Source organism: Sphingomonas sp. PvP018 (assembly GCF_017876865.1).
Classification (GTDB): Bacteria; Pseudomonadota; Alphaproteobacteria; order Sphingomonadales; family Sphingomonadaceae; genus Sphingomonas; species Sphingomonas aerolata.
In genome coordinates this window covers 1,196,964-1,220,726 of record NZ_JAGIOU010000001.1, presented here as the reverse complement: position 1 = coordinate 1,220,726, position 23,763 = coordinate 1,196,964, and the positions used below count along the sequence as shown (strand labels likewise).

Annotated in this window: 20 protein-coding genes; 9 read left to right on the top strand and 11 right to left on the bottom strand. The window is 68.6% G+C overall.

The genetic code is table 11. The features are described from left to right. Nucleotides 1-118: 118 nt before the first annotated feature. Nucleotides 119-553, top strand: coding sequence for a DUF3291 domain-containing protein (locus J3A66_RS05020; RefSeq protein ID WP_209567584.1), 435 nt, complete (start codon nt 119-121; stop codon nt 551-553). A gap of 17 nt (nt 554-570) precedes the next feature. Here J3A66_RS05020 and J3A66_RS05015 read toward each other — a convergent pair whose 3' ends face one another. From J3A66_RS05015 to J3A66_RS04985, 7 genes are all read right to left on the bottom strand, one after another. Next, complete coding sequence (locus J3A66_RS05015; RefSeq protein WP_209567582.1) at nt 571-1,578, bottom strand: NAD(P)-dependent alcohol dehydrogenase; 1,008 nt, start codon at nt 1,576-1,578, stop codon at nt 571-573. 97 nt (nt 1,579-1,675) lie between these two features. Then, the gene (locus tag J3A66_RS05010) at nt 1,676-2,548 is read right to left on the bottom strand and encodes an exonuclease domain-containing protein (RefSeq protein WP_209567580.1); all 873 of its coding nucleotides are present in this window, start codon (nt 2,546-2,548) and stop codon (nt 1,676-1,678) included. Between the two features lie 55 nt (nt 2,549-2,603). After that, nucleotides 2,604-2,864, bottom strand: a complete 261-nt coding sequence (locus J3A66_RS05005; RefSeq protein WP_031439716.1) for a DksA/TraR family C4-type zinc finger protein — start codon at nt 2,862-2,864, stop codon at nt 2,604-2,606. 96 nt (nt 2,865-2,960) lie between these two features. After that, nucleotides 2,961-3,440 carry a MarR family transcriptional regulator gene (locus tag J3A66_RS05000; RefSeq protein ID WP_348633993.1) on the bottom strand — a complete coding sequence of 160 codons (480 nt, stop codon included), beginning with the start codon at nt 3,438-3,440 and terminating at the stop codon, nt 2,961-2,963. Nucleotides 3,441-3,539: 99 nt separating this feature from the next. Beyond that, nucleotides 3,540-4,340, bottom strand: coding sequence for an SDR family NAD(P)-dependent oxidoreductase (locus J3A66_RS04995; RefSeq protein WP_037530287.1), 801 nt, complete (start codon nt 4,338-4,340; stop codon nt 3,540-3,542). A 14-nt stretch (nt 4,341-4,354) separates the two neighbouring features. Further along, nucleotides 4,355-5,533: a zinc-dependent alcohol dehydrogenase gene (locus tag J3A66_RS04990; RefSeq protein ID WP_037530290.1), complete on the bottom strand. Its 1,179-nt coding sequence runs from the start codon at nt 5,531-5,533 to the stop codon at nt 4,355-4,357. Continuing rightward, nucleotides 5,533-6,114, bottom strand: coding sequence for an SRPBCC family protein (locus tag J3A66_RS04985; protein ID WP_209567578.1), 582 nt, complete (start codon nt 6,112-6,114; stop codon nt 5,533-5,535). Before J3A66_RS04985 ends, J3A66_RS04990 begins: the two co-directional genes overlap by 1 nt. A 359-nt stretch (nt 6,115-6,473) precedes the next feature. On the opposite strand from J3A66_RS04985, the gene J3A66_RS04980 reads away from it, so the two are divergent. Further along, nucleotides 6,474-6,956, top strand: coding sequence for a hypothetical protein (locus J3A66_RS04980; protein ID WP_245336704.1), 483 nt, complete (start codon nt 6,474-6,476; stop codon nt 6,954-6,956). 95 nt (nt 6,957-7,051) lie between these two features. Continuing rightward, nucleotides 7,052-8,845 (top strand): autotransporter domain-containing protein, encoded by a 1,794-nt coding sequence (locus tag J3A66_RS04975; RefSeq protein ID WP_209567576.1) that lies wholly within the window; start codon nt 7,052-7,054, stop codon nt 8,843-8,845. 47 nt (nt 8,846-8,892) lie between these two features. Here J3A66_RS04975 and J3A66_RS04970 read toward each other — a convergent pair whose 3' ends face one another. Then, nucleotides 8,893-11,259 (bottom strand): TonB-dependent receptor, encoded by a 2,367-nt coding sequence (locus tag J3A66_RS04970; RefSeq protein WP_209567574.1) that lies wholly within the window; start codon nt 11,257-11,259, stop codon nt 8,893-8,895. Between the two features lie 250 nt (nt 11,260-11,509). Here J3A66_RS04970 and J3A66_RS04965 point away from each other — a divergent pair, with 250 nt between their 5' ends. The 5 genes from J3A66_RS04965 to J3A66_RS04945 all read left to right on the top strand — a co-directional run bounded on the left by J3A66_RS04965 (nt 11,510) and on the right by J3A66_RS04945 (nt 19,502). After that, nucleotides 11,510-13,960, top strand: coding sequence for a TonB-dependent receptor (locus J3A66_RS04965; RefSeq protein ID WP_209567572.1), 2,451 nt, complete (start codon nt 11,510-11,512; stop codon nt 13,958-13,960). Then, nucleotides 13,961-15,133 carry an endonuclease/exonuclease/phosphatase family protein gene (locus J3A66_RS04960; protein WP_209567570.1) on the top strand — a complete coding sequence of 391 codons (1,173 nt, stop codon included), beginning with the start codon at nt 13,961-13,963 and terminating at the stop codon, nt 15,131-15,133. A 9-nt stretch (nt 15,134-15,142) separates the two neighbouring features. Continuing rightward, nucleotides 15,143-15,568: a DUF2946 family protein gene (locus tag J3A66_RS04955; RefSeq protein WP_209567568.1), complete on the top strand. Its 426-nt coding sequence runs from the start codon at nt 15,143-15,145 to the stop codon at nt 15,566-15,568. A gap of 245 nt (nt 15,569-15,813) precedes the next feature. Beyond that, a complete protein-coding gene (locus tag J3A66_RS04950) occupies nt 15,814-18,102 on the top strand; it encodes a TonB-dependent receptor (RefSeq protein ID WP_348633992.1) in 2,289 nt (762 codons plus the stop codon). Continuing rightward, nucleotides 18,102-19,502: a PepSY domain-containing protein gene (locus J3A66_RS04945; RefSeq protein WP_209567564.1), complete on the top strand. Its 1,401-nt coding sequence runs from the start codon at nt 18,102-18,104 to the stop codon at nt 19,500-19,502. Before J3A66_RS04950 ends, J3A66_RS04945 begins: the two co-directional genes overlap by 1 nt. 10 nt (nt 19,503-19,512) lie before the next feature. On the opposite strand, the gene J3A66_RS04940 is transcribed toward J3A66_RS04945, so the two are convergent. Together J3A66_RS04940 and J3A66_RS04935 are read right to left on the bottom strand one after the other, a co-directional pair. Further along, nucleotides 19,513-19,989, bottom strand: a complete 477-nt coding sequence (locus tag J3A66_RS04940; protein WP_107045184.1) for a GAF domain-containing protein — start codon at nt 19,987-19,989, stop codon at nt 19,513-19,515. Nucleotides 19,990-20,085: 96 nt separating this feature from the next. Continuing rightward, nucleotides 20,086-20,928, bottom strand: coding sequence for a type 1 glutamine amidotransferase (locus tag J3A66_RS04935; RefSeq protein ID WP_209567562.1), 843 nt, complete (start codon nt 20,926-20,928; stop codon nt 20,086-20,088). Between the two features lie 196 nt (nt 20,929-21,124). On the opposite strand from J3A66_RS04935, the gene J3A66_RS04930 reads away from it, so the two are divergent. Continuing rightward, the gene (locus J3A66_RS04930; RefSeq protein ID WP_209567560.1) at nt 21,125-22,243 is read left to right on the top strand and encodes a Gfo/Idh/MocA family oxidoreductase; all 1,119 of its coding nucleotides are present in this window, start codon (nt 21,125-21,127) and stop codon (nt 22,241-22,243) included. Between the two features lie 39 nt (nt 22,244-22,282). Here J3A66_RS04930 and J3A66_RS04925 read toward each other — a convergent pair whose 3' ends face one another. After that, the gene (locus J3A66_RS04925; RefSeq protein WP_056680612.1) at nt 22,283-23,758 is read right to left on the bottom strand and encodes a helix-turn-helix transcriptional regulator; all 1,476 of its coding nucleotides are present in this window, start codon (nt 23,756-23,758) and stop codon (nt 22,283-22,285) included. Between the last annotated feature and the right edge of the window lie 5 nt (nt 23,759-23,763).

Sequence of the window (23,763 nt, the reverse complement as noted above, 5' to 3'; positions counted from 1 at the left end):
GTCCTGGGTACAGTTTAGGGGGGATATGCGGGTCGAACGAACCAGAACGCGCATCGCTCCGCCGCGGGAGGCCGATCGCGCAGTTGCTGGGCAATGCGGGCAGGCGTAGGTGTCGCGCATGGCCTTTGTCAGCATCACCCGGCTTCGGTTGCGCGCGCTGCGGTTCGTGCCGCTGTTCGCGCTCGATGCGCTCAGGACCACCGCGCAGGTGCGGCGTGCCGACGGGTATCTCACCGGGGCCATCCTGCGCGACCGTGCGCTGACCTTCTGGACGATGACGGTCTGGCGCGATGCCGCGGACATGAAGCGCTATATCGTCGACGGGTCGCATCTGAAGGCGATGCCGAAGCTGATGCACTGGTGCGATGAGGCGAGCATCACCCACTGGACCAGCGAGACCGCCGACCTGCCCGGCTGGGACGAGGCGGATCGGCGGATGCGCGGGGAGGGGCGGCCGTCCAAGGTCCGGTATCCGAGCGCGGGTCATGCCGCGCTCGACTACCGCCCGCCGCGGCTGACCGGCGCGGCAGCGATCCCGCCGCGCCGGGGGTAATTACCCAATCGTTGCGCTTACCATTCGATGCCGATCTTGCCGAAATGCGCGCCGCTCTGCTGCAGCGCGAACGCCTCGGCGAGCTGGTGGAGCGGGAAGCGGCGGTCGACCACCGGCTTGATCCCGGTCGCCTCGATCGCGCGGACGAAGTCCTGCTGTTCCTGACGACTGCCGACGATCAGGCCCTGGAGCCGCGCCTGCTTGCCCATCAGCGCGGCGGTCGGGACCTCGCCGCTGTTGCCCGTCAGCACGCCGATCAGCGAGATGTGCCCGCCGACACGGACCGCGGTGATCGACTGCGCCAGCGTGCCCGGGCCGCCGACCTCGACGACATGGTCGACGCCGCGCCCGCCGGTCCAGTCGACGACCTTGCGTCCCCAATCGGCCTCGTTGCGGTAGTTGAGCGTGAAGTCGGCGCCGAGCGCGCGCGCACGGTCGAGCTTCTCATCCGATGACGAGGTGATCGCGACCCGCGCGCCCATCGCCTTGGCGATCTGCAACGCCCAGATCGAGACGCCGCCGGTGCCGAGCAGCAGCACGGTGTCGCCCGCCTTCAACTTGCCGTCGACGACGAGCGCACGCCATGCGGTCAGCCCGGCGGTGGTGATCGTCGCCGCCTCGACCGCGTCATAGCCCTTGGGCGTGTGCGTGAACGCGGTCGCAGGGAGGACGACATGGTGCTGAGCAAAGCCGTCGATGCCGTCGCCGGGCGTCCGCGAGAAATCGCCGATCGTCGGCGTGCCGGTCTGCCAGTCGGGGAAGAAGCACGAGACGACCTGATCGCCGACCGCGAATTCGGTCACGCCGTCGCCGATGCTCTCGACCACGCCTGCGCCGTCGGACAGCGGGATGCGGCCGTCCTCGGTCGGCATCCGGCCGGTGACGACGCCCAGATCATGGTAGTTGAGCGAACTGCCGTGCAGCGCGACACGGATCATCCCCGCGCCCGGCACGCCCGGATCCGCACGGTCTTCGCTCTGCAGCGTGTCGAGCCCCGCGGGCGATCGCAGCGTCATGGCCTTCATCGTCAAACTCCTGATGTTCGCGCCCCCAACGGCCGAGCCGGGCAAACAGCCGCATGCGATGTCGGAAGCTTTACCCGATCCCCGGCACGTCCCGACGTCAGACCCGGTGGAGCAGCGCGTCCAGATCGGCTTCGCCCAGGATGCGGATCGCGCCACCGTCGCGACGATAGGCCTCCGCCTTCAACCGGGCGGGATGCGTGCGCAGCGCGCGCGCCTGCGGGTCGGGGCCGGCGACGAGCAGGATCGTCGTGGTCGCGCCGACCGAGGTCATCACCCGCGCGCCGAGCGCGGCGACGCGGTGCGCGAGCGGCCCGTCGCGCGGCTGGCCGAGCAGCGCGATCCGTTCGCCGCGCAGGGGCCCGTCGAGCGCCGCGGCGGGGGCGGGGCCGGCGGCGCGCGGCGGGGCGAGCCAGTCGGCGAGAGTCAGGCCGGTATGGTCGATCGCCTTGACGATCACCCAGCCCGCGGCGCGCGCATCGCTCAGCGCGTCGTGGTGGCGATGCTCGATCCCGAGATAGCGCGCGAGCTGCCCGAGCTTGTGGTTCGCCAGATCGGGCCAGGCGCGCTTGGCGACGCGCACGCTGTCGAGCCAGGTCGTCTCGATCGCCGGGCGATCGTGCACGCGGCACGCGGCGGCGAGTGCGCCCTTGTCGAAATAGGAATGCGCGACCGTCGTTCGCCCCGACAGATGCGCGGTCACCGTCGCATGGATGTCGGCAAAGCTCGGCTGGCCGACGACATGATGCGCGGCGATGCCGTGGATCCGGGTGTTGAACGCATGGAATTCGTCGCGCGGATCGACCAGCGTCTCATAGGCGAAGACCTCGGCACCGTTCCGGAAGCCGACGATCCCGACCTGGCAGATGCTGCTGACGCGCGCGCAGGCGGTCTCGACGTCGATCACGACGAAATCGGGCGCGGTTTCGTCAAGGTCATGGGCCAGCGGTTGCAGCGCGGTCGTCGTCAGCATGGCGTCACCCCTAGCGCCGACCCAGGCGGCACGCGATCCCCCAACACCCTCCGCATCAGCGAAGCTGGCTGTCCTTGCTGCCACGGCGGTTGAACAGCGAGGCCGCGGGCCGATCGCGACCGCTCTGGCAGGCGATGCATGTCCGTACGCCCGGCACGGCCTGGCGCCGGCCTTCCGGAATGTCGTCGCCGCAGGCGATGCACTGCTCCTCGCTCTCGCCGACCGGCATCCGCGCGCGCGCCGCCATCACCGCATCCATCACGGTATCGTCGATCTGATCCTGCACCGCGCCATCGCGCGTCCAGCCGCCTGCCATGCTTCGTCTCCGTTCGTGCCCCGATCGTGTCAGGTGCCTGACCTATATGGGAAAGCATCGTCGGCATTGCACGTCGGCGGGTCTGGCGGCGGGGGGCTAGCGTCCTGCGCTATCCGGATCGCCGAGCGCGCGGCGCAGCGCGGTGACCTCGGCGTTGAGTGCGCGCAGCCGGTCGGGCGTCATCCCGCTGCGGTCGACGATCATCGGCCCGAGGCACCCCGTACCCGCCCAGCAGGTCCGGCCCGCCGGGGTGAGTCGGACATGCATCTGCCGCTCGTCCGCCGGGTTGCGCAGCCGCGTGACCAGCCCCGCCGCCTCCAGCCGTTTGGCGAGCGGGGTGATCGTGCTGGGCTCGAGCGCGAGCCGTTCGGCGATCGCGCCGATCGTCCGGCCATCCTCCGCCTCGTGCAGCGTCTGGAGCACGAGGAACTGCGGATAGGTGATGCCGAGCTGGTCGAGCATGGGCTTGTACGCGCGGTTGATCGCGATCGTCGCGGCGTAGAGCGAGAAGCAGAGCTGCCCGTCGAGCGGTAGCGGCGGGGGGACGGTATCGGACGATGGCGGCTGATCGGGCACGATAGGGGCTCCTGGCTGAGCCGCCGACCTACCATGCCGATGTTTATCGTGGCAAACGACGCGGCGGACCGAAGCCCGCCGCGTCGCTTCATGCCGCGATCAGTCCTTCGCGCTGCCGGGTTCGGCCATCTTGCGATGCTGCTCGGCGAGGACCGAGCCGGGGACGACATTGGCGATGACGCCCTGCAGCTTGGTCATCCAGCCCGAGAACACCGAGCCCTTGCCCGCCATCAATGCGTCCCAGCCATCGCGCGCGACATCGGCGGGCGAGCGCTTGTTGGGATCGGTGCCGACATCGGTGTCGTTCATGTCGGCGCGGTCGAAGAATTCGGTGTCGACCGGCCCCGGCATCAGCGTGGTCAGCGTGACGCCGTCCGCATCCTTGATCTCGTTGCGGAGCGCTTCGGTGAAGCTGTCGATGAACGCCTTCGACCCGTTATAGACCGCCTGAAACGCGCCGGGGATATAGCCCGCGACCGACCCGGTCACAAGCAGCTTGCCGTCGTTGCGCGCGACCATCGCGGGCAGCACCTTCTGTACCAGATACAGCGTACCCATGATGTTGGTGTCGATCACCGCGCGCCAGTCGGCGACGCTCTGGTCGAGGAAACCGTGGCCCAGACCGCGGCCGGCATTGGCGCACAATATGTCGATCTGGCGCCCGTTGGTCGCGGCGAGCAGCGCGTCGACGCCGTCGGTGGTCGACAGGTCGGCCTCGAGCGCCGTTACCGTGGTCCCGAACTGGCGAAAGTCGGCCGCCGCCGCCTCGATCAGCGCCTCGTCCGCGACGACGAGGATGTCGTAGCCGTCCTGCGCCGCGATCGTCGCGAGTTCGAAGCCGATGCCCGTCGAGGCGCCGGTGATGACGGCGAATTTGCCGTGTGGTGATGCTGTAGCCATGGGTCGATATCCTCTCAGTTGAAGCCGGGCTTGAGCACGACCTTGGTCACTTCGTTCTGATCGTCGTGGAACATCTTGTAGCCCTGCGGCGCCTCCTCGAGATCCATGCGGTGCGAGATGAGGAAGGTCGTGTCGATCTTCTCTTCGAGGATCGCGTTGAGCAGCGCGGGCATGTAATGCTGGACGTGCGTCTGGCCGGTCTTGAGCGTCAGCCCCTTCTCCATGAACGCGCCGAGCGGGAATTTGTCGACGAGCCCGCCATAGACCGCGGGCATCGAGACGCGGCCGCCCTTGCGACAGGCGATGATGGCCTGGCGGATCGCGTGTGCGCGGTCGGTGCCGAGGAAGGTCGACTTCTTGATCTGGTCGATGACGTTGTCGACGAAGAAGCCGTGCGCCTCCAGTCCGACGCTGTCGATCACCGCATCGGGACCGATCCCGCCGGTCATAGCCATCAGCGCCTCATAGACCGCGCTTTCCTCGAAGTTGATCGTCTCCGCACCGAACCGCTTGGCGAGTGCCAGCCGCTTGGGGAAATGGTCGATCGCGATGACGCGCTCGGCGCCCATCAGGAACGCCGACTGCACCGCGAACAGCCCGACCGGGCCGCAGCCCCAGACTGCGACGGTATCGCCGGGCTCGATCTGCGCATTCTCCGCCGCCTGCCAGCCGGTCGGCAGGATGTCGGAGAGGAACAGCACCTTGTCGTCCTCGATCCCGTCGGGGATCACGATCGGGCCGACATCGCTGAACGGCACGCGGACATATTCCGCCTGGCCGCCCGCATAGCCGCCGGTCATGTGGCTATAGCCGAACAGCCCGCTCATCGGCTGGCCGTACAGCTCCTGCGCGATGTCCTGATTGTCCGCGGGCAGGCCGTTGTCGCAGGCGGAATATTGATGCTTGCCGCAGTGATAGCAGCTGCCGCACGCGATCGTGAACGGCACGACGACGCGCTGGCCCTTCTTCAGCGTCGATTTGGGGCCGGTCTCGACGACCTCGCCCATGAATTCGTGGCCGAGAATGTCGCCCGCCTGCATCGTCGGGATATAGCCGTCATAGAGATGCAGGTCGGAGCCGCAGATCGCGGTCGACGTCACCTTGATGATGCAGTCGCGCGGGTTGAGGATCTCGGGGTCGTCGACCGTGTCGACGCGGACGTCGTGGCGGCCATGCCATGCCAATGCGCGCATCAGGCGAACTCCTCGTCATGCTGTTTGCGGGTGAAGGAGCCGGTCGCGATCTCGCCGGTCTCCATCAGTTGCTTGAACCGGCGCAGGTCGCGGCGCGCCTGGATCGCGGGTTCGCGCTGGAACATCTTGGCGACGATCTTGCCGACGATGCCGGCGGGCGGATCATAGACGATCGTCGCGGTGACGACGGTGCCGCGCGCGCCGGCGTCGCGGAACTCGACCCGGCCGCTGTTCGCGACATCGGCGCCGGGTTCGGAGGTCCAGGCGATCACCCGGTCGGGCGTCTCGTCGGTCACGACCGAATCCCATTCGACCGTGCGGCCCGCGGGCGCCTTGACCACCCAGTGTGACCGCGTGGCGTCGATCGGGGTGACTGACACGACGTTTTCCATGAACCGCGGCAGGTTGGTGAAGTCGCGGAAATAGGCGAACAGCTCGGCCGCCGGGCGATTGATCGTCACCGTGCGGCCGACGATGCTGTCCCCGGTCGTGGTCGGCAGGCCCTCGGCGGCGATCGGATCGCCCTTCTTCCAGGTCGTCGGGGGCGCGTCGTCGGTATGGTCGGTAGGGGACTGCGACATGTCCGTTCTCCTGTCCAAAGATGCTGTCCCAACGCGTCAGTCTGGCGGGGAGCCGGCGGGCGCCGGGCAATTCGTCGCAACACAGCGACGGCTCGTCGTCAGCCACCCGGGAAATTGATGTCGCTCAGTAGATTTCTCTCGGCGGGGCGGCGGGGAACCCCGACGCATAAAAAACTACCGACCGGTACAGAAGGCTGTTGACGTTCGGGTCGATCGGTTTGTATACCGCTCGGTATCGAAGGTTGCTCCGACGTCGGAACGACACTGTCACCACAACCGCACCCGCGCTGCCCCATGCCGTGCCGATGGACCCTCCATCGACGCAGGTCCGGTGCTGCCCGATCCGAAAGGGGATATTCATGGCCTATCTCGACCTCGACACGCATTTCGCCGCACCCTGTGGCACGCGCAAAGCCGCGCGGGTCGCAGCCGCCGCACCAGTAAATCCGGCGGCGAACCTCGCTGCGGATCTGGCCGCCGATCTGGTGGTCGATCTTTCTGGTCATGCAGCCGATGAAACGGCGGGCTTTTCCGCGCTCGAATGGAGCGTCATCGCGCTCGCCAAGCGCGACACGCTGCGCAGTCTCGCCAGCCCCGGCGCGGTGTCGCGCGCAATGGGCGGCCTGTTCGGGCTGGGCAGCCGGTCGCAGCTTGCCGATCCGCGGCTCGAGGCGCTGCGGCGGATGGCGGTCTATGCGTGGCGGCGCGGCTTCGCGCTTCCGATGACCGAGATCCGCGCGTTTCTTGCCGCGGGCTTCGTCGAGGCGCAGATGGAGACGCTGGTCGTCAGCGTCACCGGGATGCGCGTCGGTGCGACGACCCGCGCGCAGCTCGACGGCTGATACCCCGCGCGAGACCGCTTGACGTCACAATGTGACAGATCCACGACGGTGCCAGAGCAGGGGGCAACGACCCCTTGCCGCACAGGAGAGGATCTATGAAAACGACGTCCGCCGTCGCGGCGCTGCTGGGCACGACCCTGGCGATCGCATCCCCCGCAGTGGCCCAGACCGCGAGTGGCGCGACCGCCGCCGCCGCGCCGGTCAACCGCATGGTCGTGTTCGGCGACAGCCTGGCCGATGGGGGCTATTATCTGACGCTCGACCCGCGGTTGCCGCGCGACGCGGGCAGCTTCACGACAAATCCCGATCCGGTGGCACCCGAAGTGGTCGCGGCGCGGCTCGGGCTGCCGCTGACCCCGGTCTATGGCCAGGGCGGGACCAATTATGCGGTCGGCGGCGCGCGCGTGACCGCAGCGAACGCGCTGTCGATCCCGATCACGACTCAGATCACCAACTTCCTCGGCGCGGGCGGCACGTTCGGGCCGCGCGACCTCGTCTATGTGCAGGGCGGCGGCAACGACTATTTCGCGTTCCTGGCCGGGGGCGGCGCGAACCCGGAGATCCTGACCACCGCCGCGACTCAGCTCGCCACGCAGGTCAGCCGGCTGCAGGGCGCAGGCGCACAGCGGATCGTGACGCTCGCGGTACAGACCGGCGGCGCGGCCGGGCTCGCGCTCTTCAACCGGACCTATGCCGCGGCGCTCGCGGCGGCGAACGTCAACGCGCTGTATTTCGATACCGACCGGCTGTTCAACGAACTGGTGACGAGCCCGGCGACCTATGGCTACACCAACATCACCGGGGTCGCCTGCACCGTGCCCTCGTCGCTCGCCTGCACGCGCGCGACGCTCGTCACGCCCAATGCGAACGAGACCTATATCCTCGCCGACAGCGTCCACCCCGCGGGCATCACGCAGCGGATCCAGGGGCAGGCGATCGCCAGCCTCGTCCAGGCGCCCGAGCAGATCGCCGGGCTCGGCTATGCGGCGCAGGCGATGTTCCGCGCGCAACGCGACCTGCTCGAGGGGCCCGAACGCGGCGGGTCGCAGCGCGACGGTCGCGCGCTGTCGGTGTTCGGCGGTGCGGCCTATCATTATTACGCCAGCGGCAACTCGGCGCAGCGCGTCGGCATCACCGAGCGGGGCTTCAGCGGGACGCTGGGCGCGGACCTCGCGATCGGCGAAGCCTCGGGCGTCGGGATCGCCGGCGCCTATTCGGACGGGACGGGCGATTTTCAGAACGGTGCGGGACGCTACAAGCCGCGCGCCTGGTCCGCGAGCGGCTATGCGCGCGGCGAACTGGGGCCGGTCCGGCTGCTGGCGGACGGCAGCTATGGCGAGATCGACTATCGTCAGATCCGGCGCAGCGTGCAGCTCGGGCCGACGATCCGCACACATGACGGCGAGACCGACGGCAATTACGTCGCGGGCCGGATCACGGGCGCGCTCGACCTGGTCCGCACCGGCGGCCTTGCCTTCGGACCCGATCTGGCGGTGCAATATGACCGCGTCCGGCTGGCGGGCTATGCCGAGACGGGCGGGCTGTCGACCGCGGCGGCGTTCGGTCGCCAGCAGATCGAGAGCCTGACCGGTCGGTTCGGCGCGGTCGTGCGGTCGCTGCCGGGGGAGCCGGTCCGCGTGTTCGTGCGGGCAGGCTATGAGCGCGAGTTCGACGACGATCCTCGCACCCTGACGATGACCCCGACCGGCGCGCCGATCCGCTTCACCAGCAGCGTCGAACGCGCCGATCGCAATTACATGAGCTATGCGATGGGGGTCGACGGACAGGTCGCCGGCGCGCTGTCGCTCCGAGCGGGCGTCGCGGGCTATGCGCTGCGCGGCGACCGCGACAGCGTGACCGCGTTCGCGGGGCTGTCCGCGGCGTTCTGATATCAAAGGCCGGATCGGGGCGCCCGAGTCCCGATCCGGCCCGTGCGTCAGAACCCTTTCTTCAGTGACACGAACACCTGGCGCGGTGCACCGGCCAGCAGCGTCTGGTTGTCGCCGCTCGCGGTGAAGCCGTTCGAGCCGATCGTCGAGATATAGCTCTTGTCGGTCAGGTTGGTGACGCTGCCCTCGATCGACACGCCGTGGAGCGGGCCGTCCCCCTCGAAGCGGTAGCCGATGCTGGCGTCGACGAGCACGCGGCCCGGCACCGACTGGTCGTTCAGATAGGTGAAGTAGCGCTTGCTCATATAGTCCGCGCCGACGCGTGCGGTGACGCCCGACTGTTCGAACACGATCTCGCCCTTGACCATGTGCTCGGGACTGTCGACCGCGGTCTTGCCGTCGGTCGCGACCAGCACGGCGCCGCGCGCGTCGAGCACGTCATCGGCATATTGCGAGTTGTTGTACGAGTAGCTCGCGAACAGCGACAGCGGCGTGAGCACGCGGTAGGTCAGCGCGACCTCCGCGCCATAGGTCCGGACGCTGCCGACATTGTTAAGCGTCGCCGGGTTGCCGATGATCCCCGCGCCATTGGCAAAGCCGAGCAGCCGGTTCGAGAAGTCGATATAATAGCCGACCGCCGAGGCCTGGACCGGGCCATTGCGGAAGCGCAGCCCGCCTTCCGCGGTCTTCGACCGTTCGGGCTTCAGCCGGTCGCGGATCGCGTTGAACCCGGCCTGCGTGGTCGAGAACGGCCCGGTCGTCGCCGACGAGACATAGGCGCGGACGTTTTCCTTATAGTCCGCGAACAGCTCGGTGCCCGGCGCCAGCTTGAACAGCAGCCCGGCCTGCGGCTGGAACCAGTCCTTGGCGGAGATCCGCCCGACCGCGAGCGGCGAGGTCGTCGCGGGCAGCATGATCGCACGGTTGGTGACGGTGAAGCCCTTCCACCCGGCATTGAGCGTCAGCCGGTCGTCGGCGAGGCGGAGCGTGTCGCCGACATGATACTGGATCGTGTCGGTGGTGTATTTGCCGTCCCACTGCGTCGCATAGGGATTGTCCTGGAATTTCAGCACGTCGCGGTTCGGCGTCGCGGTATCGGTCATGCTGTAGAAGCGGCGTGCCTGGGTGAAGCTGTTGCTTTCATACCAGCCGCCGAGTTCGAGCGTGTTCGCACCCGTTTCATAGGCCAGGTTGCTGAGCGCTCCGCCGCGCTTGATCGCATATTCGGTGGTGCGGAAGCCGAGCGGGCTGGCGGCGGCGATCGGCGTGCCATCGGCATTGGCGGCGCCGGCCGGGGTCGGCGAATAGGGCGTGATCCACGATCCCTGGCCCTTGTTGTCGTGATAATAGCCGGTGGTCCTGAGCGTCAGGCCGGGGGTGAGGTTGGCGTCGAACGTCACCCCGCCCAGATAATCGCGACGGACGCCCGCAGCGTCGAAATAGACGTCGTCGACCGTGCCGATCCCGGCCGGAAACGCGGTGCCGACGCCCGCCCAGGGCTGTGCCGCGCCGGCCGCTGCTGCCGCCTGGTTCTGCGCGACCTTCGCGATCTGCAGCGCGAGCGGATAATTGTCGGCGATGTTGTCGTTGCCCAGCCCGCGGCGGCGGATGATGTCGTAGCTCAGATCCTGGTAATCCTGCTCGCGCCGGTCGGAGAAGTTGAGGAACGCCGACAGGCTGCCGAGGCTGCCCAGATCCTTGACGATCTTGCCGTTCGCCTGGTGCTGGCGCTGGACGCCCGCGCCCTTCCACTTGTCGGTGGTGAGGAACCCGTAGCTCAGATAGCCCTTCAGCCCGCCGCCGAGATCGCCGCTGTCGATCCGTGCGAAGCCGCGATAGGTGTCGTTCGACCCATAGGTGCCGCCGCCGGTGACGTTCAGCGTGTCGCGCGGTTTGTCGCTGAAGAACTCGATCGTACCGCCGAGATTGCTGGTCGAAGCGGTGCCGAGCGCGCCCGCGCCCTGCGCCACGTCGGTCCGCGCGACGTTTTCGGAAATGATCGCGCGGCTGATGTGCAGGCCGTTGACGTTGCCATAGCTCATGTCGCCGAGCGGGACGCCGTCGAGCGTGAAGCCGAGCTGGTTCTGGTTGAACCCGCGCAGCGAGATCCGCACCGCCCATTCATAGGCGCCGAACGGATCGGCCGCCTGAAAATTGACGCCCGGCAGCTTCTCGATTGCCTTCAAGGGGCTCGACCCCGGCGTCAGCCGCGAGAGATCGGCGGCGGTCACGCTCTGCACCTGGCGGCTCTCGCCAAAGCCGAGCACGACGATCTCGTCACCCGGCGGCGCGTCGGCGGCGGGCGTCGCGACCGGCAGCGTCGCAGGGTCGCCTGCGGTCTGCGCGGCGGCGGGTGCCGTGACTGCGATCGCGACCGTGGCGACGCCCGTGAGCAAGGTGGAGAGATAGGTCATGAAGCGTCCCCTTGGCCGCGACCGCGCAGCCTCGGGGGGATCCATTAACCAGATCCGTGACGTGGCCGCGTCGTTACGGTGACGGTTCGATGTCGCCGCCGCGATGCCCCGTTGCAGCCCGCGCATCCGGTCGCGCATTCTTTTCACTTATCGCACAGTCGCTTGGGACCTATCGGGCCGGGTGAATGCGTTGTGCATCTTCGTGCACGCGAAAGATCGTCACAGAACGATCGCCAACAGGGACTTCGACATGACTGCCTATCGTACCGCGCTGGCGCTGGCCGCCTCTACCCTCGCCTTCGCCGCGGCGCAGGCCGACGCGCAGGTCGCGCCCGCGCCTGCAGAGACCGTGCAGGATGCACCCGCCGCCGCGGAGCCTGACGGCGCAGTGCCGGTCGCGCAGGACGAGATCATCGTCACGGGGACGCGCGCGGTCGGCCGGTCGCGGCTCGACAGCGTGTCGCCGGTCGACGTGCTGAGCGGCGCGTCGCTCCAGCGCCAGGGCACGACCGAGCTCGGCGCCGCGCTGTCGGCGATCGCCCCGTCGATCGACTTCCCGCGCGCCTCCGCGGTCGACGGCACCGATGCGATCCGCCCCGCGACGCTGCGCGGCCTGTCGCCTGATCAGACGCTGGTGCTGATCAACGGTGTGCGCGGGCATACCGCGGCGCTGCTCAACATCGGCGGTTCGGTCGGCCGCGGCTCGGCGGCGGTTGATCTGAACACCATCCCGACCGTCGCGCTCGACCGGATCGAGGTGCTGCGCGACGGTGCATCGGCGCAATATGGGTCCGATGCGATCGCGGGCGTCGTCAACCTGCGGCTGCGCGAAGCCCGTTCGGGCGGCGGCGCGACGGTCAATTACGGCTTCTACAACACCGACATCGATACCGCGCGCGGCAGCCGCAGCACGACCGGCGAGCATGCCGTGACCGTCTCGGGCTGGCAGGGGCTGGGCTTTGGCGAGGACGGGTTCCTGACGCTGTCGGGCGAATATCTGAACCGCCAGGCGACCAACCGCGCCGATTTCGATCCGCGCGTCACCCCGACCCGCGTCACCGGACGCTTCGGCGATCCGCAGGTCGAGCAATATAGCGTCTTCGCCAATGCCGGCACGACGCTGACGGGCAGCTGGGGCCTCTATGGCTGGTTCGGCTATCAGGACCGCGACACGCGCAGCGCGGCCTTCCCGCGGCTGGCGAGCGCGACGACCGCGCTGGCCGGCTATCCCGACGGCTTCCTGCCGCTCATCAACACCAAGTCGCGCGACATCAATTCGGCGGTCGGGATCAAGGGCGAGGTCGCGGACTGGAGCGTCGACCTGAACGTCAGCTATGGCCGCAACAAGATCGGTTTCCGCACGCTCAACTCCGCCAACTATGCCTATGGCGCCGCGACGCCGCAGGACTTTTCCGACGGCGCGCTGATCTATGGCCAGCTGGTCGCCGGGCTCGACGTCAACCGCAAGCTCGACGTGCTGCAGGGCCTCAACGTCGCCTTCGGGCTCGAGGCGCGGCGCGAGAGCTTCGAGATCCAGGCGGGCGAACGCGCCTCCTACACCACGCCCGTGACGGGCGCCGTCGCGGGCGCGGCGGTGGGGGCGCAGGGGTTTGGCGGCTTCTCGACCGACAATGTCGTCGACCGCAATCGCCGCAACTTCAGCGCCTATCTTGATCTCGAGGCGCAGGTGACCGATGCGCTGCTGATCGGGCTGGCGGGGCGCGGCGAGGATTATTCGGACTTCGGCTCGACCGGGACGGGCAAGATCTCCGCACGCTATGACGTCGCACCGTGGATCGCGGTGCGCGGAACGGCCTCGACCGGCTTCCGTGCGCCGGCGTTGCAGCAGCAATATTTCACGTCGATCTCGACCGTGATCCAGAACGGCGCGCCGATCCAGACCGGCACCTTCCCCTCGGTCAGCCCGGTCGCGGCGCGGCTCGGCGGGTTGCCGCTCGAGCCCGAGAAATCGACCAACCTGTCGCTCGGCACGGTGCTGCGGTTCGGCGGGTTCGACCTGACCGTCGACGCCTATCGCATCCACATCCGCAACCAGATCGGGCTGTCGGAGAACATCACCACCGCGGCGAGCCAGTCCCCCGCGGTCAACGCGCAGATCGCCACGCTGCTCGCCGGATCGGGCGCGACCGCGGCGCGGTTCTTCATCAACGGTCTCGCCTCGACCACCAAGGGCATCGACGCGGTCGCGCATTACCGCGTGCGGACGGTCGCGGCGGGCAATTTCGACCTGACGGTGGCGGGCAACATCAACGACGGCAAGGTGACGCGCGTCCCGACCTCGACCTCGACGCTCGATCCCGCGCCGACGCTGTTCGCGCGCAGCCGGATCCTGACGCTGGAGGACGGCACGCCGGGCGAGAAGGTCACCGGCTCGATCGACTGGTCGCTCGACCAGCTCGGCGCGCTCGCCCGCGTCACCTATTATGGCGACGTCAACCAGCCCGGGACGACGCCCGCCGCGGACGTGCACAGCGGCAAGCACGTCATCACCGATGTCGAACTGCGCTATCAGGCGACCAAGGGCGCGCAGCTCGGGCTGGGCGTCAGCAACCTGTTCGACGTCTATCCCGATGCGACCGTCACGGCGAACAACTCCACCGGCGTGATCGGCTTCCCCTATTACTCGCCGTTCGGCTTCAACGGCCGCTATCTCTACGCCCGCGCCGGGCTGAGCTGGTAGGTGATTCCAGGCCGTATCCTGCTGGGGGTCGCGCTCACGCTCGGCCTCGCAGGGTGCGGCAGCTTGCCGCGGTTCCGGACGCTGCCCTGTGGCGGCGTCGACGCCGACGATGGCGACGGGCCGCCTGCGATCCAGGTCTCGGCGTCGGGCGAACGCAGCACCACGATCGACGTACTGACCTATAATATCGAGGGGCTGCAATGGCCCGCGCGGTCGGGGCGCGGGCGCGATCTCGCGGCGATCGGGCGGATCCTGCGCGATCTGCGTGCGGCCGGGACCGCCCCCGACGTGGTGCTGTTCCAGGAGGTCTTCTCGCGCGCGGCGGTGCGCGGGGTGGTCGCCACGGGCTATCCATCGCTCGCGAGCGGACCGTCGCGGACGCGGCGCAGCGTCTATTCGCAGGACGACCGGCTGCCCGGGCGTGCTAAGCTGGCCAAGGGGGAGCTCGGCGTGCGGCTGATGAGCTCGGGACTGGTCATCGCCAGCCGCTTCGCGATCACCGGCGTCGCGCGCGATCCCTATTCGCGGCGGGCCTGTGCGGGGTTCGACTGTCTGTCGAACAAGGGCGTCGTGCTGGCGACGCTCGCGGTGCCCGGCGTTCCCGAAGGAATAGACCTCGCCAACACGCACATGAATGCGCGCAAGGCGTCGAAGGTCGCGCCCGCGCGGCACCGCGCCGCGCACCGTGCGCAGACCCGCGAGCTCGAGGCGTTTCTCGCCGCGCGCCGCACGCCGTCGCGGCCGATGATCCTGGGCGGCGACTTCGACATGCGCCGCTCGCCCGCGCGGTTCGACGATTTCCGGCTGCATCATCCGTTCGGTCTGGTGCACGAATATTGCCAGGCGCGCGCGGCCTGTGCGGTATCGCTGTCCTGGGACGGCGACGCGCCGTGGCTCGACACACAGGATTTGCAGTTCTTCGCGCAGGGCACGCGCGTGCGGATCGTGCCGATCGAAGTCCGCGCGATGTTCGACGGCGCGCCGGGCAGCCCGAAGCTGTCCGATCACGACGGGCTGCTCGTCCGCTACCGGCTCAGCTGGACCGGCGATGCGCCGCCCGCAGGCGTCTGCGCGCGGATCGCCGGCCTGCGCGGATCAGGACGTCCAGCGGCGGGACAGGCGGATGGCCTAACCGCCGCGACGACCGGCGACAGATCCCCGCCGACTCGCTAGGACAGGTGCGTGACACCGCTTCGCCGCCTGCTTCGCGATCATCCTGCGCTTGCCGCATGGCTGGTCGTGGTCGCGCTGGCGATGAAGATCCTCGTCCCCGGCGGGTTCATGCCGGTCGTGGCGAACGGCGTACTCACTATCCAGTTATGTGCCGGGGCGGGGCCTTCCCCCCTCGCTACGGCGACGTCGCAGACGACGCACGCGGCGATGCCGGGGATGACGCATGACCCGGAGAAGACTCAGCATGCGGGCCGCGAGATGCCCTGCGCCTTTTCCGGCCTGACGACGGCGGGGCTGGCAGCGGCCGATCCGGTGCTGCTCGCACTGGCGGTCGCGTTCGTCATCGCCACCGTCTTCCGGGTCGCGACCCCCGTCGTCGCGCGCGCCCCCGAGTTTCTGCGTCCCCCCTTGCGAGGTCCCCCGGTCCGCGGTTGAGCGGTTGCCGGCGCGACGCCCCGAACGGGCCGCGCGGTGACCCCATGCGATGCCGACCCTGTCCGCCAAAGCGCGGGCCGGTGGCGGCTGCCCGCGACCCCTATACGACCCGGTCCCGACGGGATCCGGCTGCGTCCGACCAGGAACTCTTCATGTCCCGATGCCATCTCATGGCGGCGATCTCCGCGATCGCCTGTGCCGCGCCGATTGCGGCAGCGCCTCTCCCTTCCGCCCAGGATACCGACGTGGCAGCCCGGCGCGCGGCGCTGCTCCGCGATCGTGCCGCGATCGATGCCGAACTGCGCCGCCTCGACGAACCGAGCCGCCCGGCGGAGGCGCCGCGTCGTACCGCCGCCGTGGCGATCGACGGCGACGACATCATCGTCACCGGAAACGCATTGTCGCTGACGACGCGCGTGACCGGACAGACCGTCACGACGATTGACGACGCGGCGTTTCGCAACACCCCCGCGACGACGATCGCCGACATCGTCAAGCTGTCGCCCGGCGTCGTCGTCATCCAGGGCAACGGCCCGCGCGACGTCGGCGTGTCGATCCGCGGCTCGAACGCGCGCAACAGCTTCGGCGCGCGCAACATCCAGGTGTTCGAGGATGACTTCCCCGTCACCCAGCCCGACGGGCTGGCGCGGTTCGATCTGACCGATCCGCATGCTTACGGCGCGGTCGACGTGGTGCGCGGGCCGTCGTCCGCACTTTATGGCAATTACGCGATCGGTGGCGCGGTCAATTTCCGCACCCGACGCGGCCGCGACATCGACGGCGCCGAGATCGGCATCGACACGGGCAGCGACGGCTATGCCAATGTCTATGCGACGATCGGCGATGCCGGCGCGGATTTCGACTATGCGCTGTTCGGCAGCTTCGTCCGCGCGAACGGGTCGACCGGGCATACGGGGTATGAGACCGGGACGATCAACGCGCTCGCGACGTACGCCATTTCGGACCGCGACCGGCTGACCGCGAAGATCATCTACAATGAGGGCGAATTCGCGCTCTCGACACGGCTCTCGCTCGACCAGTATCGCGCCAATCCCTATCAGCGCGGCTGCGCGACACGGGTCGGCGCGGCGCCGGGCTGCGGGACGATCTCGGTGCTCGCCAACGGCGTCAACGGCGCGCGGATCGCGCAGACGGCGGCCGAGGCCGACCTCGCACGCAACGATCGCCGGACGATCATCGGCACCCGCTACGAGCATGATCTGAGCACGACCGCGACGTGGCGGACGCAGGCGACGTTCGACAGCCGCGTCGTCAACCAGCCGACCAGCGCGACGCCGTTCAAGGGGACGCTCGACAGCTACAACATCACCAGCGACGTCACGCATCGCGGCACGCTGTTCGGAATGGCGGCGACGAGCTTTGTCGGCGTGTTCTACAATTACCTCGATAACCAGAGCTACAGCTTCAACAAGACGCCCGCAGGCCGCGATGGGATCGGCGCGCCGACCCAGACGGTGTTCGGTGACGTCCGCAACCTGGGCGCCCGCGCCCGCGAGGAGCTGAGCCTGACGTCGCGGCTCCAGTTCATCGCGGGCATCGGCGCGGAACGATCGATCATCGGCGTGACGCAGACCGGCTATGCCTATCCGCTCGGCGCGAACCCGGTGCTGAGCGTGATCCCCGCCGAGCGCCATTTCTGGAACGTCGCGCCCGAGGCCTCGCTCGTCTGGCAGGCGATCGACGCGGTCCGCCTGCACGCGCGGGTCGGCACCGGCTATGGCATCCCGCAGGCCGGCGCGCTGTTCGTGACCGCGGCGGGGGTGCCGGGCAACAACGTCACGCTGAAGACCCAGCGCAACACCGGGATCGACCTCGGCGCCGAAGTCGCGCTCGGGACCAATCTGAAGGCGGAGGTAACGGGCTATTACGAATGGTTCCGCAACGAACAGGTCAGCCAGTCGGCGGGCGTCAACCTGCTCGCCTATACGACCAACGCGCCGCGCTCGGTCCACCGCGGCGTCGAGCTCGGGCTCAGCTGGACGCCGCTGCCCGCGGTTCTGCCGGGCGCGCAGATCGATGCGAGCTACAGCTATAACGACCATCACTATACCGAGTTCGTCGAGCGGCTGACCTCGGGCGCGGTGTCGGCGACGTTCGACCGCGCGGGCAACCGTATCCCCGGCGTCATCCCGACCTTCGTCAACGTGCGGTTCGGCTATGACCAGCCGGGTGGCGCGGTGGCGGGGCTGGGCGGGTTCGTCGAGCTGACCCACCGCGACCGCTATGCGATCGACAACGGCAATCTGCTGAGCGTGGCGGGCTATACGCTCGCCAATCTCAACCTCCATTATGATCCACCAAGGGGGGAGGGGGTGTGGTCGCGATTGCGGCTGTTCGCCTCGGTGCAGAATTTGTTCGACACGACCTATGTCGGCTCGGCCTCGGTGATCGCGAACAGCCTGAACGCGGCCACCGGTCAGCAGAATCCGGAAGTGGTGCTGAGGAGCGCGACCGGGTCGATCTATGCCGGTGTCCCGCGCACCGTCTATGCCGGCGTGAAGGCGCGGTTCTGATGCGCGCGACCGCTCCCGCCGCCGCCGCCGCACGCTCAGGCGGACCCGGTCCCGGCCGCGGCTGGCCGGGCTATCCGACGATCTGGCGCTGGCATTTCTACGCCGGGCTGTTCTGCCTTCCGTTCGTGCTGTGGCTGTCGGTCACCGGGTCGATCTACCTGTTCCGCCCGCAGATCGAGGCGCTGATCGATCGCCCCTATACGCATCTCCAGCTGGACGGCGCACGCGCCTCGGCGGCACGTCAGGCCGAGGCTGCGGTGCGCGCGGTGCCGGGATCGGTGCTCCACCGCTATCAACTGCCCGAGCGTCCCGACGAGGCGGTGCAGGTGATCGTCGGCGCCGGCACCACCGAGACGCGCGTCTATGTCCATCCGAACACGCTCGCGATCCTCCACAGCGTCGACGAGGACAGCCGGCTGATGCGGATCATCTTCCGGCTTCACGGCGAATTGCTGATCGGCACGCCCGGCTCCTATCTGGTCGAGCTCGCCGCCTCCTGGGCGATCGTCATGATCCTGTCGGGGCTGGTCCTGTGGTGGCCGCGCGGCAGCGGGCTGGCGGGGGTGGTCTATCCGCGGCTGCGTGCGGGCGGGCGGCGGTTCTGGCGCGACCTGCACGGGGTCACCGGGCTCTGGGTATCGGTCTTCGCGCTCGCGCTGCTCATCTCGGGCCTGCCCTGGGCCGCGAGCTGGGGGAGTTACCTGAAGGCGATCCGGACGGTCACCGAAGGGCGGGTGGTCAGGCAGGACTGGTCCGCAGGGCAGGCCGCGGAGCTTCGCGCGCGCGGTGCCGCCGATGCCGGCACCCGCGCGATGGTGGGCGCGCATGCCGAACATGGCGGGATGACGATGGCGCATCCCGCGGTTTCGGACGTGCCGCTCGACCGGCTGATCGCGACGCTGCGCCCGCTCGCGCTCGCGCCGCCGGTCCTGATCGCGCCGCCGGCGGGCGCGGGCCAGCCCTGGACCGCCAAGTCCGATGCCGCGAACCGGCCGCTGCGCACCGACCTGACGCTCGACGGCGCTACGGGCGCGATCCTGACGCGCAAGGATTTCGCGCAGCGCCGGCTGATCGACCGGATCGTCGGTTACGGCGTCGCCGCGCATGAGGGGCAGCTGTTCGGCTGGGCGAACCAGCTGCTCGGGCTGCTGACCGCGATCGGGCTGGCGCTGGTGTCGGTCAGCAGCGTCGTGCTGTGGTGGCGGCGTCGGCCCGCCGACACGCTGGGCGCACCGCCCGCGCGGCCGCGACCGCGCGTCGCGGCGGGGTTCGTGGCGCTGCTGATCCTGCTGGGTCTCGCACTGCCGCTGTTCGGCGTGTCGATGCTGCTGGTGCTGCTCGTCGAGCGGCTGGTGCTGCGCGACTGGACGTCGGCGCGACGCTGGCTCGGTCTTCGGTGATCCGGCAAGCTCAGCCCGCGGGCACGTTCCGCGACAGCACCGCGCCGACTTCCGCCGCGAACCCCGCTAGCGCCGCGGCGGTCTCGCGCCCGCTCAACTGGCGCGGGCGCGGATCGATCGCGCACAGCGTGCCGTAGAACGATCCGTCGGCGAGCGTGATCGGGAAGGAGACATAGCTTTTGAACCCATAGAGCGACGGCGCGGGATGCGTCAGCCAGCGGTCGTTGGTCGAGACGTCGTCGATGACGACGGCCTTGCCCGACTGGCGGATGTCGTCGCAGATCGTCGTCGAGATCCGCAGCTCGTCGCCCGGCGACATGCCGAAATCGATCTGGTCGAGCACCTGGCAGGCGATCCAGCGCGTGTCGGTGACGCGCGCGACCGCGACGAACCCCATGCCGGTCAGCGCCGCGACCTTTTCGAGGATCGCCCGCACGTCGCCATTGTCGCTTTCGAGCATGACGCTCTCGGCCAGTTGATCGTACATCCGCCCCATTCCCCGTTCGGCGCACGATCCCCCCGGAGATCGCGCTGCTTACGCTACGGCAGATGTGGGCGCGGCGTGAGAATGCAAGGGCAGGGGTCAGTCGCCCCGCTCGACCAGATGCGTCAGGAAATTGGTGAGTTCGAGCCGCCGACCCGCCTCCTGCGCGAAATCCTCGCCGACGCCGAGCAGCCAGAGCAGCGACCGGCGGTCGGGATCGTCGTGCAGCGCATCGAGCTGCGCCGCGCGCTGTTCGACATCGTCCTCGCGCTCGGCGAGCCCCGCCTCGATCAGGCTGCCGGCCTGGCGGCGGAGCGCGATCGCGATCTCGCGCGGGGCCAGTTCGGGGTGATATTGCACGCCCCAGAAAATCCCGCCGTCATGCCGGATCTCGGCCGCCTGGATCGCGGTGACCGCGTTGCTCGCGAGCAATGTCGCATCGTCGGGCAGTCGCTCGACCTCGTCGCCGTGGATTGCGGGCGCATCCCAGCTGTCGGTGCGGCCGGCGAGCAGCGGGTGATCGCGACCCGCCTGCGTGCGCGTGATCCGGCGCGCGATCCCGGCCTCCATCGTCCGTGGCATCTTGCGGACGGTGCCCCCTGCTGCGGCAACCGCGAGCTGCAGCCCCGCGCACGAGCCGAACGACGGCGTCCCCGAGGCGAACACCGCACGCATGAAGGCGAGCTGGCGCTGCACCTCGGGCGAGTCGTCATAGACGTGGAGCGGCGAGCCGGTGACGAACACCGCGTCGAAATCGCCGATCTCGGCCACCGCGAGCACGCGCGCGTCGTCGTCCGCGGGTGCGACGATCGTGATCTGCGCATCGGGCCTGAGCTGTTCGAGCGTCGCCGCATAGGTCTCGCCCGAGCTCTTTCCCGCATGCTCGCGGCGGGCGTCGCGCTGTTCGGGTGTTTCGCTTTCGGCCACTAGAAACTTCAGCACTATCAGTCCTCTGACCGCAAATGGCCGACAGGATAACGCGCGCGCTGGCGGTTCGCCCAAGACCGTCGGCAGATAATCCGTGCGTGTCCGTAACGACCTTCCGCGCCGGCTCCGTCGCGCAGGGTGCAGTGCAACAAAACCCCGTCGCGCGGAGTTGCCAGCCTCATTCTATCCTTCCTGAACCACGGAGACTGTCATGTTCGGACTTACCAAGAAGGTGCGCTACGCCGTCGTCGGCGGCGGGCAGATTTCGCAGCAGGCGTTCATGCCGGGGATCGCGCGGACCAATAATTCGGAAATGACCGCACTGGTCACCGGCGACCCGGTCAAGGCGGACAAGCTGGCCAAGCTCTACAAGCTTAAGGCCTATTCCTATGCGCAATATGGCGAACTGCTGGCCTCGGGCGAGATCGACGCGGTCTATATCGCGACGCCCAATTTCCTGCACATGCAATATGCCGTCCCCGCGCTCGAGGCGGGCATCCATGTCCTGCTCGAAAAGCCGATGGCGTCGAGCGTCGCCGAGGCCGAGCAGATCATCGCCGCCGAGAAGAAGGGCGGCGCCAAGCTGATGATCGCCTATCGGCTGCATAACGAACCCGGCACGGTCGAGATGATCACGCGTGCGCGGGCGGGCGAATTTGGCGACCTGCGCGCCTTCTCGTCGACCTTCATGCAGAATGTCCGCGAGGAGAATTCGCGCGGGCATAACGGCTATTGGGGCGGGCCCGTCCCCGACATGGGCACCTATCCTCTGAACGCGGTGCGCAACCTGTTCGGGCAGGAGCCGATCGCGGTCCATGCGGTCGGGACGAAGACGCCGGGTCGCGGCTTCAACTTCCACGACACCGTCGCGGTGACGCTGAAGTTCGCCGACGACCGCATCGCGCAGTTCACCGTCAGCTATGCGACCGCCTCGTCCGAGGGGTTCGAGCTGGTCGGCACCAAGGCGAGCATCCACGCCGCGCCCGCCTTCATGTTCGGCCCGACGACGAGCATCACCTATGTCGAGCGCACCGCGGACGGCAAGGAGAAGACGCACGCCTTCGATCCGGTCGAGCAGTTCGGCAACGAGACGCAGTATTTCTCCGACTGCATCCTGAACGACCGTCATCCCGAAGCCGACGGGCAGGAGGGCCTGTTCGACATGCGCGTGCTGGCGGCGGTCGAGCGTTCGCTCGAGACGGGGGAGACCGTGACGCTCGAGCCCGCGACGCGCACGCGGCACGTGACCGCGGATCAGGCGCTCAAGCTCAAGCCCGCCAAGGAGCTGAGCGAAGACGCGATGATCAGCATCATTCCGCAGTCCGCCTGACCACCGGCCGCGCCGCCCTTCGGGGCGGCGCGCGCCGTCTCAGGCGCCGACCCCGCGTTCATGCGCCCAGACCACTGCGGCACTGCGCCGGTTGACGCCGATCTTGGCATAAAGCCGCGCGACATGGTTGCGCACGGTGTTGCGTGACAGTTCGAGCCGCTCGGCGATCGCGGCATCGTCGAGATCCTGGCAGATCAGCTCGAGCACCTCGCGCTCGCGCTTGCTGAGATCGAGCAGCGGCGCGTCCGAGGCGGCGCCGGGGCGCGGGTTCCGCAGCGTCGCCAGCTTGTCCATGATCGACCGGCCGAGCCAGTTGGCGTCCTTCATCACCGCCTCGATCGCCTCGACCAGCTCGAGCTCGCCGCGCCGCCGCGCGGTAATATCCTGATAGAGCCAGAGTACGCAGGCATCGCCGTCGATCCGCATGTTTTCGGCGGAGGCGAGACAGTCGAGCGCCTCGCCATTCTTGTGGAGCAGGCGGACGTCCTGTCCGCGGAACCCGCCCTGCGCGCGGATCTCGGTTTCCAGCTGTTCGCGCTGGCCCGCATCGTTCCACAATTGCAGGTCGTCGGCGACCCGGCCGATCACCGCACGATCGTCATAGCCGGTCAGCGTCTTGAACGCCGCGTTCACCTGCAGGATGCGATTGTCGTCGGTCTGGGTCACGACCATCGCCACCGGCGCCATCTCGAAGACCGCGGCGAAATGCCGCTCGCTCGCCTTCAGCGCATGTTCCGCGCGCCGACGCGGTTCGAGGTCGGCGAAGGTGAACAACAGGCAGTCGCGGTTGCCGACCTCGATCGGCTGCCCCGCCAGGATGACCAGCGTGGTGTCGCCGCCGGCGAGCGGCAGCTCGGCCTCGAGCTGTGGCACGACCTCGCCGCGCGCGACGCACGCCTTGACGAACGCCTTGCGCTCGACATCGGCGAGAAAGTCGAAATCGAACAGCGTCTTGCCGATGATCGCGTCGCGGTCATAACCCGACAGGTCGAGAAACCCCTGATTGACCAGGACGAAACGCTGGTCGGCGATGCGGATGATCAGCGCGGGGGCGGGATTGGCATGGAACATCGCCTCGAACCGGTCCTCCGCGTCGAACCGCTCGGACACGTCGCTGATCACCAGCGCGAGGCAGTCGGGCTCGCCGCCATCCTCGTCCATGACGATGTCACGGACCTGATGGACCCAGCATGGTTCGTCCGCGTCGCGCGGCGTGACTTCGACGATCAGGTCGGGGAAGCTCTCGCCCGCGAGCAGCCGGAGCAGCGGATATTCGCGCCGCGGTACCTTGCGCCCGTCGCGGTAGCGCAGGGCGAACCGCGCGGCATAATCGTCCGCGGTCGCACCCAGCTCGCCGACGCCGCGGACGCCGTGCATCTTGAGCGCGGCGGGGTTGGCGCTCAGGATCACGCCGGTCGGGTCGATCAGGATCACCCCTTCGAGCAATCCGGCCATGAGCTGTTCGAGATGATGCAAGGTGGGCGCGTGCAGCGGCTTGCCGGGGGTGCTGGTCATGCCTC

Coding starts and splice junctions, on each gene's coding strand:
- J3A66_RS05020 (WP_209567584.1), top strand. CDS start 119: ATGGCCTTTGTCAGCATCACCCGGCTTCGGTTGCGCGCGCTGCGGTTC.
- J3A66_RS05015 (WP_209567582.1), bottom strand. CDS start 1,578: ATGAAGGCCATGACGCTGCGATCGCCCGCGGGGCTCGACACGCTGCAG.
- J3A66_RS05010 (WP_209567580.1), bottom strand. CDS start 2,548: ATGCTGACGACGACCGCGCTGCAACCGCTGGCCCATGACCTTGACGAA.
- J3A66_RS05005 (WP_031439716.1), bottom strand. CDS start 2,864: ATGGCAGGCGGCTGGACGCGCGATGGCGCGGTGCAGGATCAGATCGAC.
- J3A66_RS04995 (WP_037530287.1), bottom strand. CDS start 4,340: ATGGCTACAGCATCACCACACGGCAAATTCGCCGTCATCACCGGCGCC.
- J3A66_RS04990 (WP_037530290.1), bottom strand. CDS start 5,533: ATGCGCGCATTGGCATGGCATGGCCGCCACGACGTCCGCGTCGACACG.
- J3A66_RS04985 (WP_209567578.1), bottom strand. CDS start 6,114: ATGTCGCAGTCCCCTACCGACCATACCGACGACGCGCCCCCGACGACC.
- J3A66_RS04980 (WP_245336704.1), top strand. CDS start 6,474: ATGGCCTATCTCGACCTCGACACGCATTTCGCCGCACCCTGTGGCACG.
- J3A66_RS04975 (WP_209567576.1), top strand. CDS start 7,052: ATGAAAACGACGTCCGCCGTCGCGGCGCTGCTGGGCACGACCCTGGCG.
- J3A66_RS04970 (WP_209567574.1), bottom strand. CDS start 11,259: ATGACCTATCTCTCCACCTTGCTCACGGGCGTCGCCACGGTCGCGATC.
- J3A66_RS04965 (WP_209567572.1), top strand. CDS start 11,510: ATGACTGCCTATCGTACCGCGCTGGCGCTGGCCGCCTCTACCCTCGCC.
- J3A66_RS04945 (WP_209567564.1), top strand. CDS start 18,102: ATGCGCGCGACCGCTCCCGCCGCCGCCGCCGCACGCTCAGGCGGACCC.
- J3A66_RS04940 (WP_107045184.1), bottom strand. CDS start 19,989: ATGTACGATCAACTGGCCGAGAGCGTCATGCTCGAAAGCGACAATGGC.
- J3A66_RS04930 (WP_209567560.1), top strand. CDS start 21,125: ATGTTCGGACTTACCAAGAAGGTGCGCTACGCCGTCGTCGGCGGCGGG.
- J3A66_RS04925 (WP_056680612.1), bottom strand. CDS start 23,758: ATGACCAGCACCCCCGGCAAGCCGCTGCACGCGCCCACCTTGCATCAT.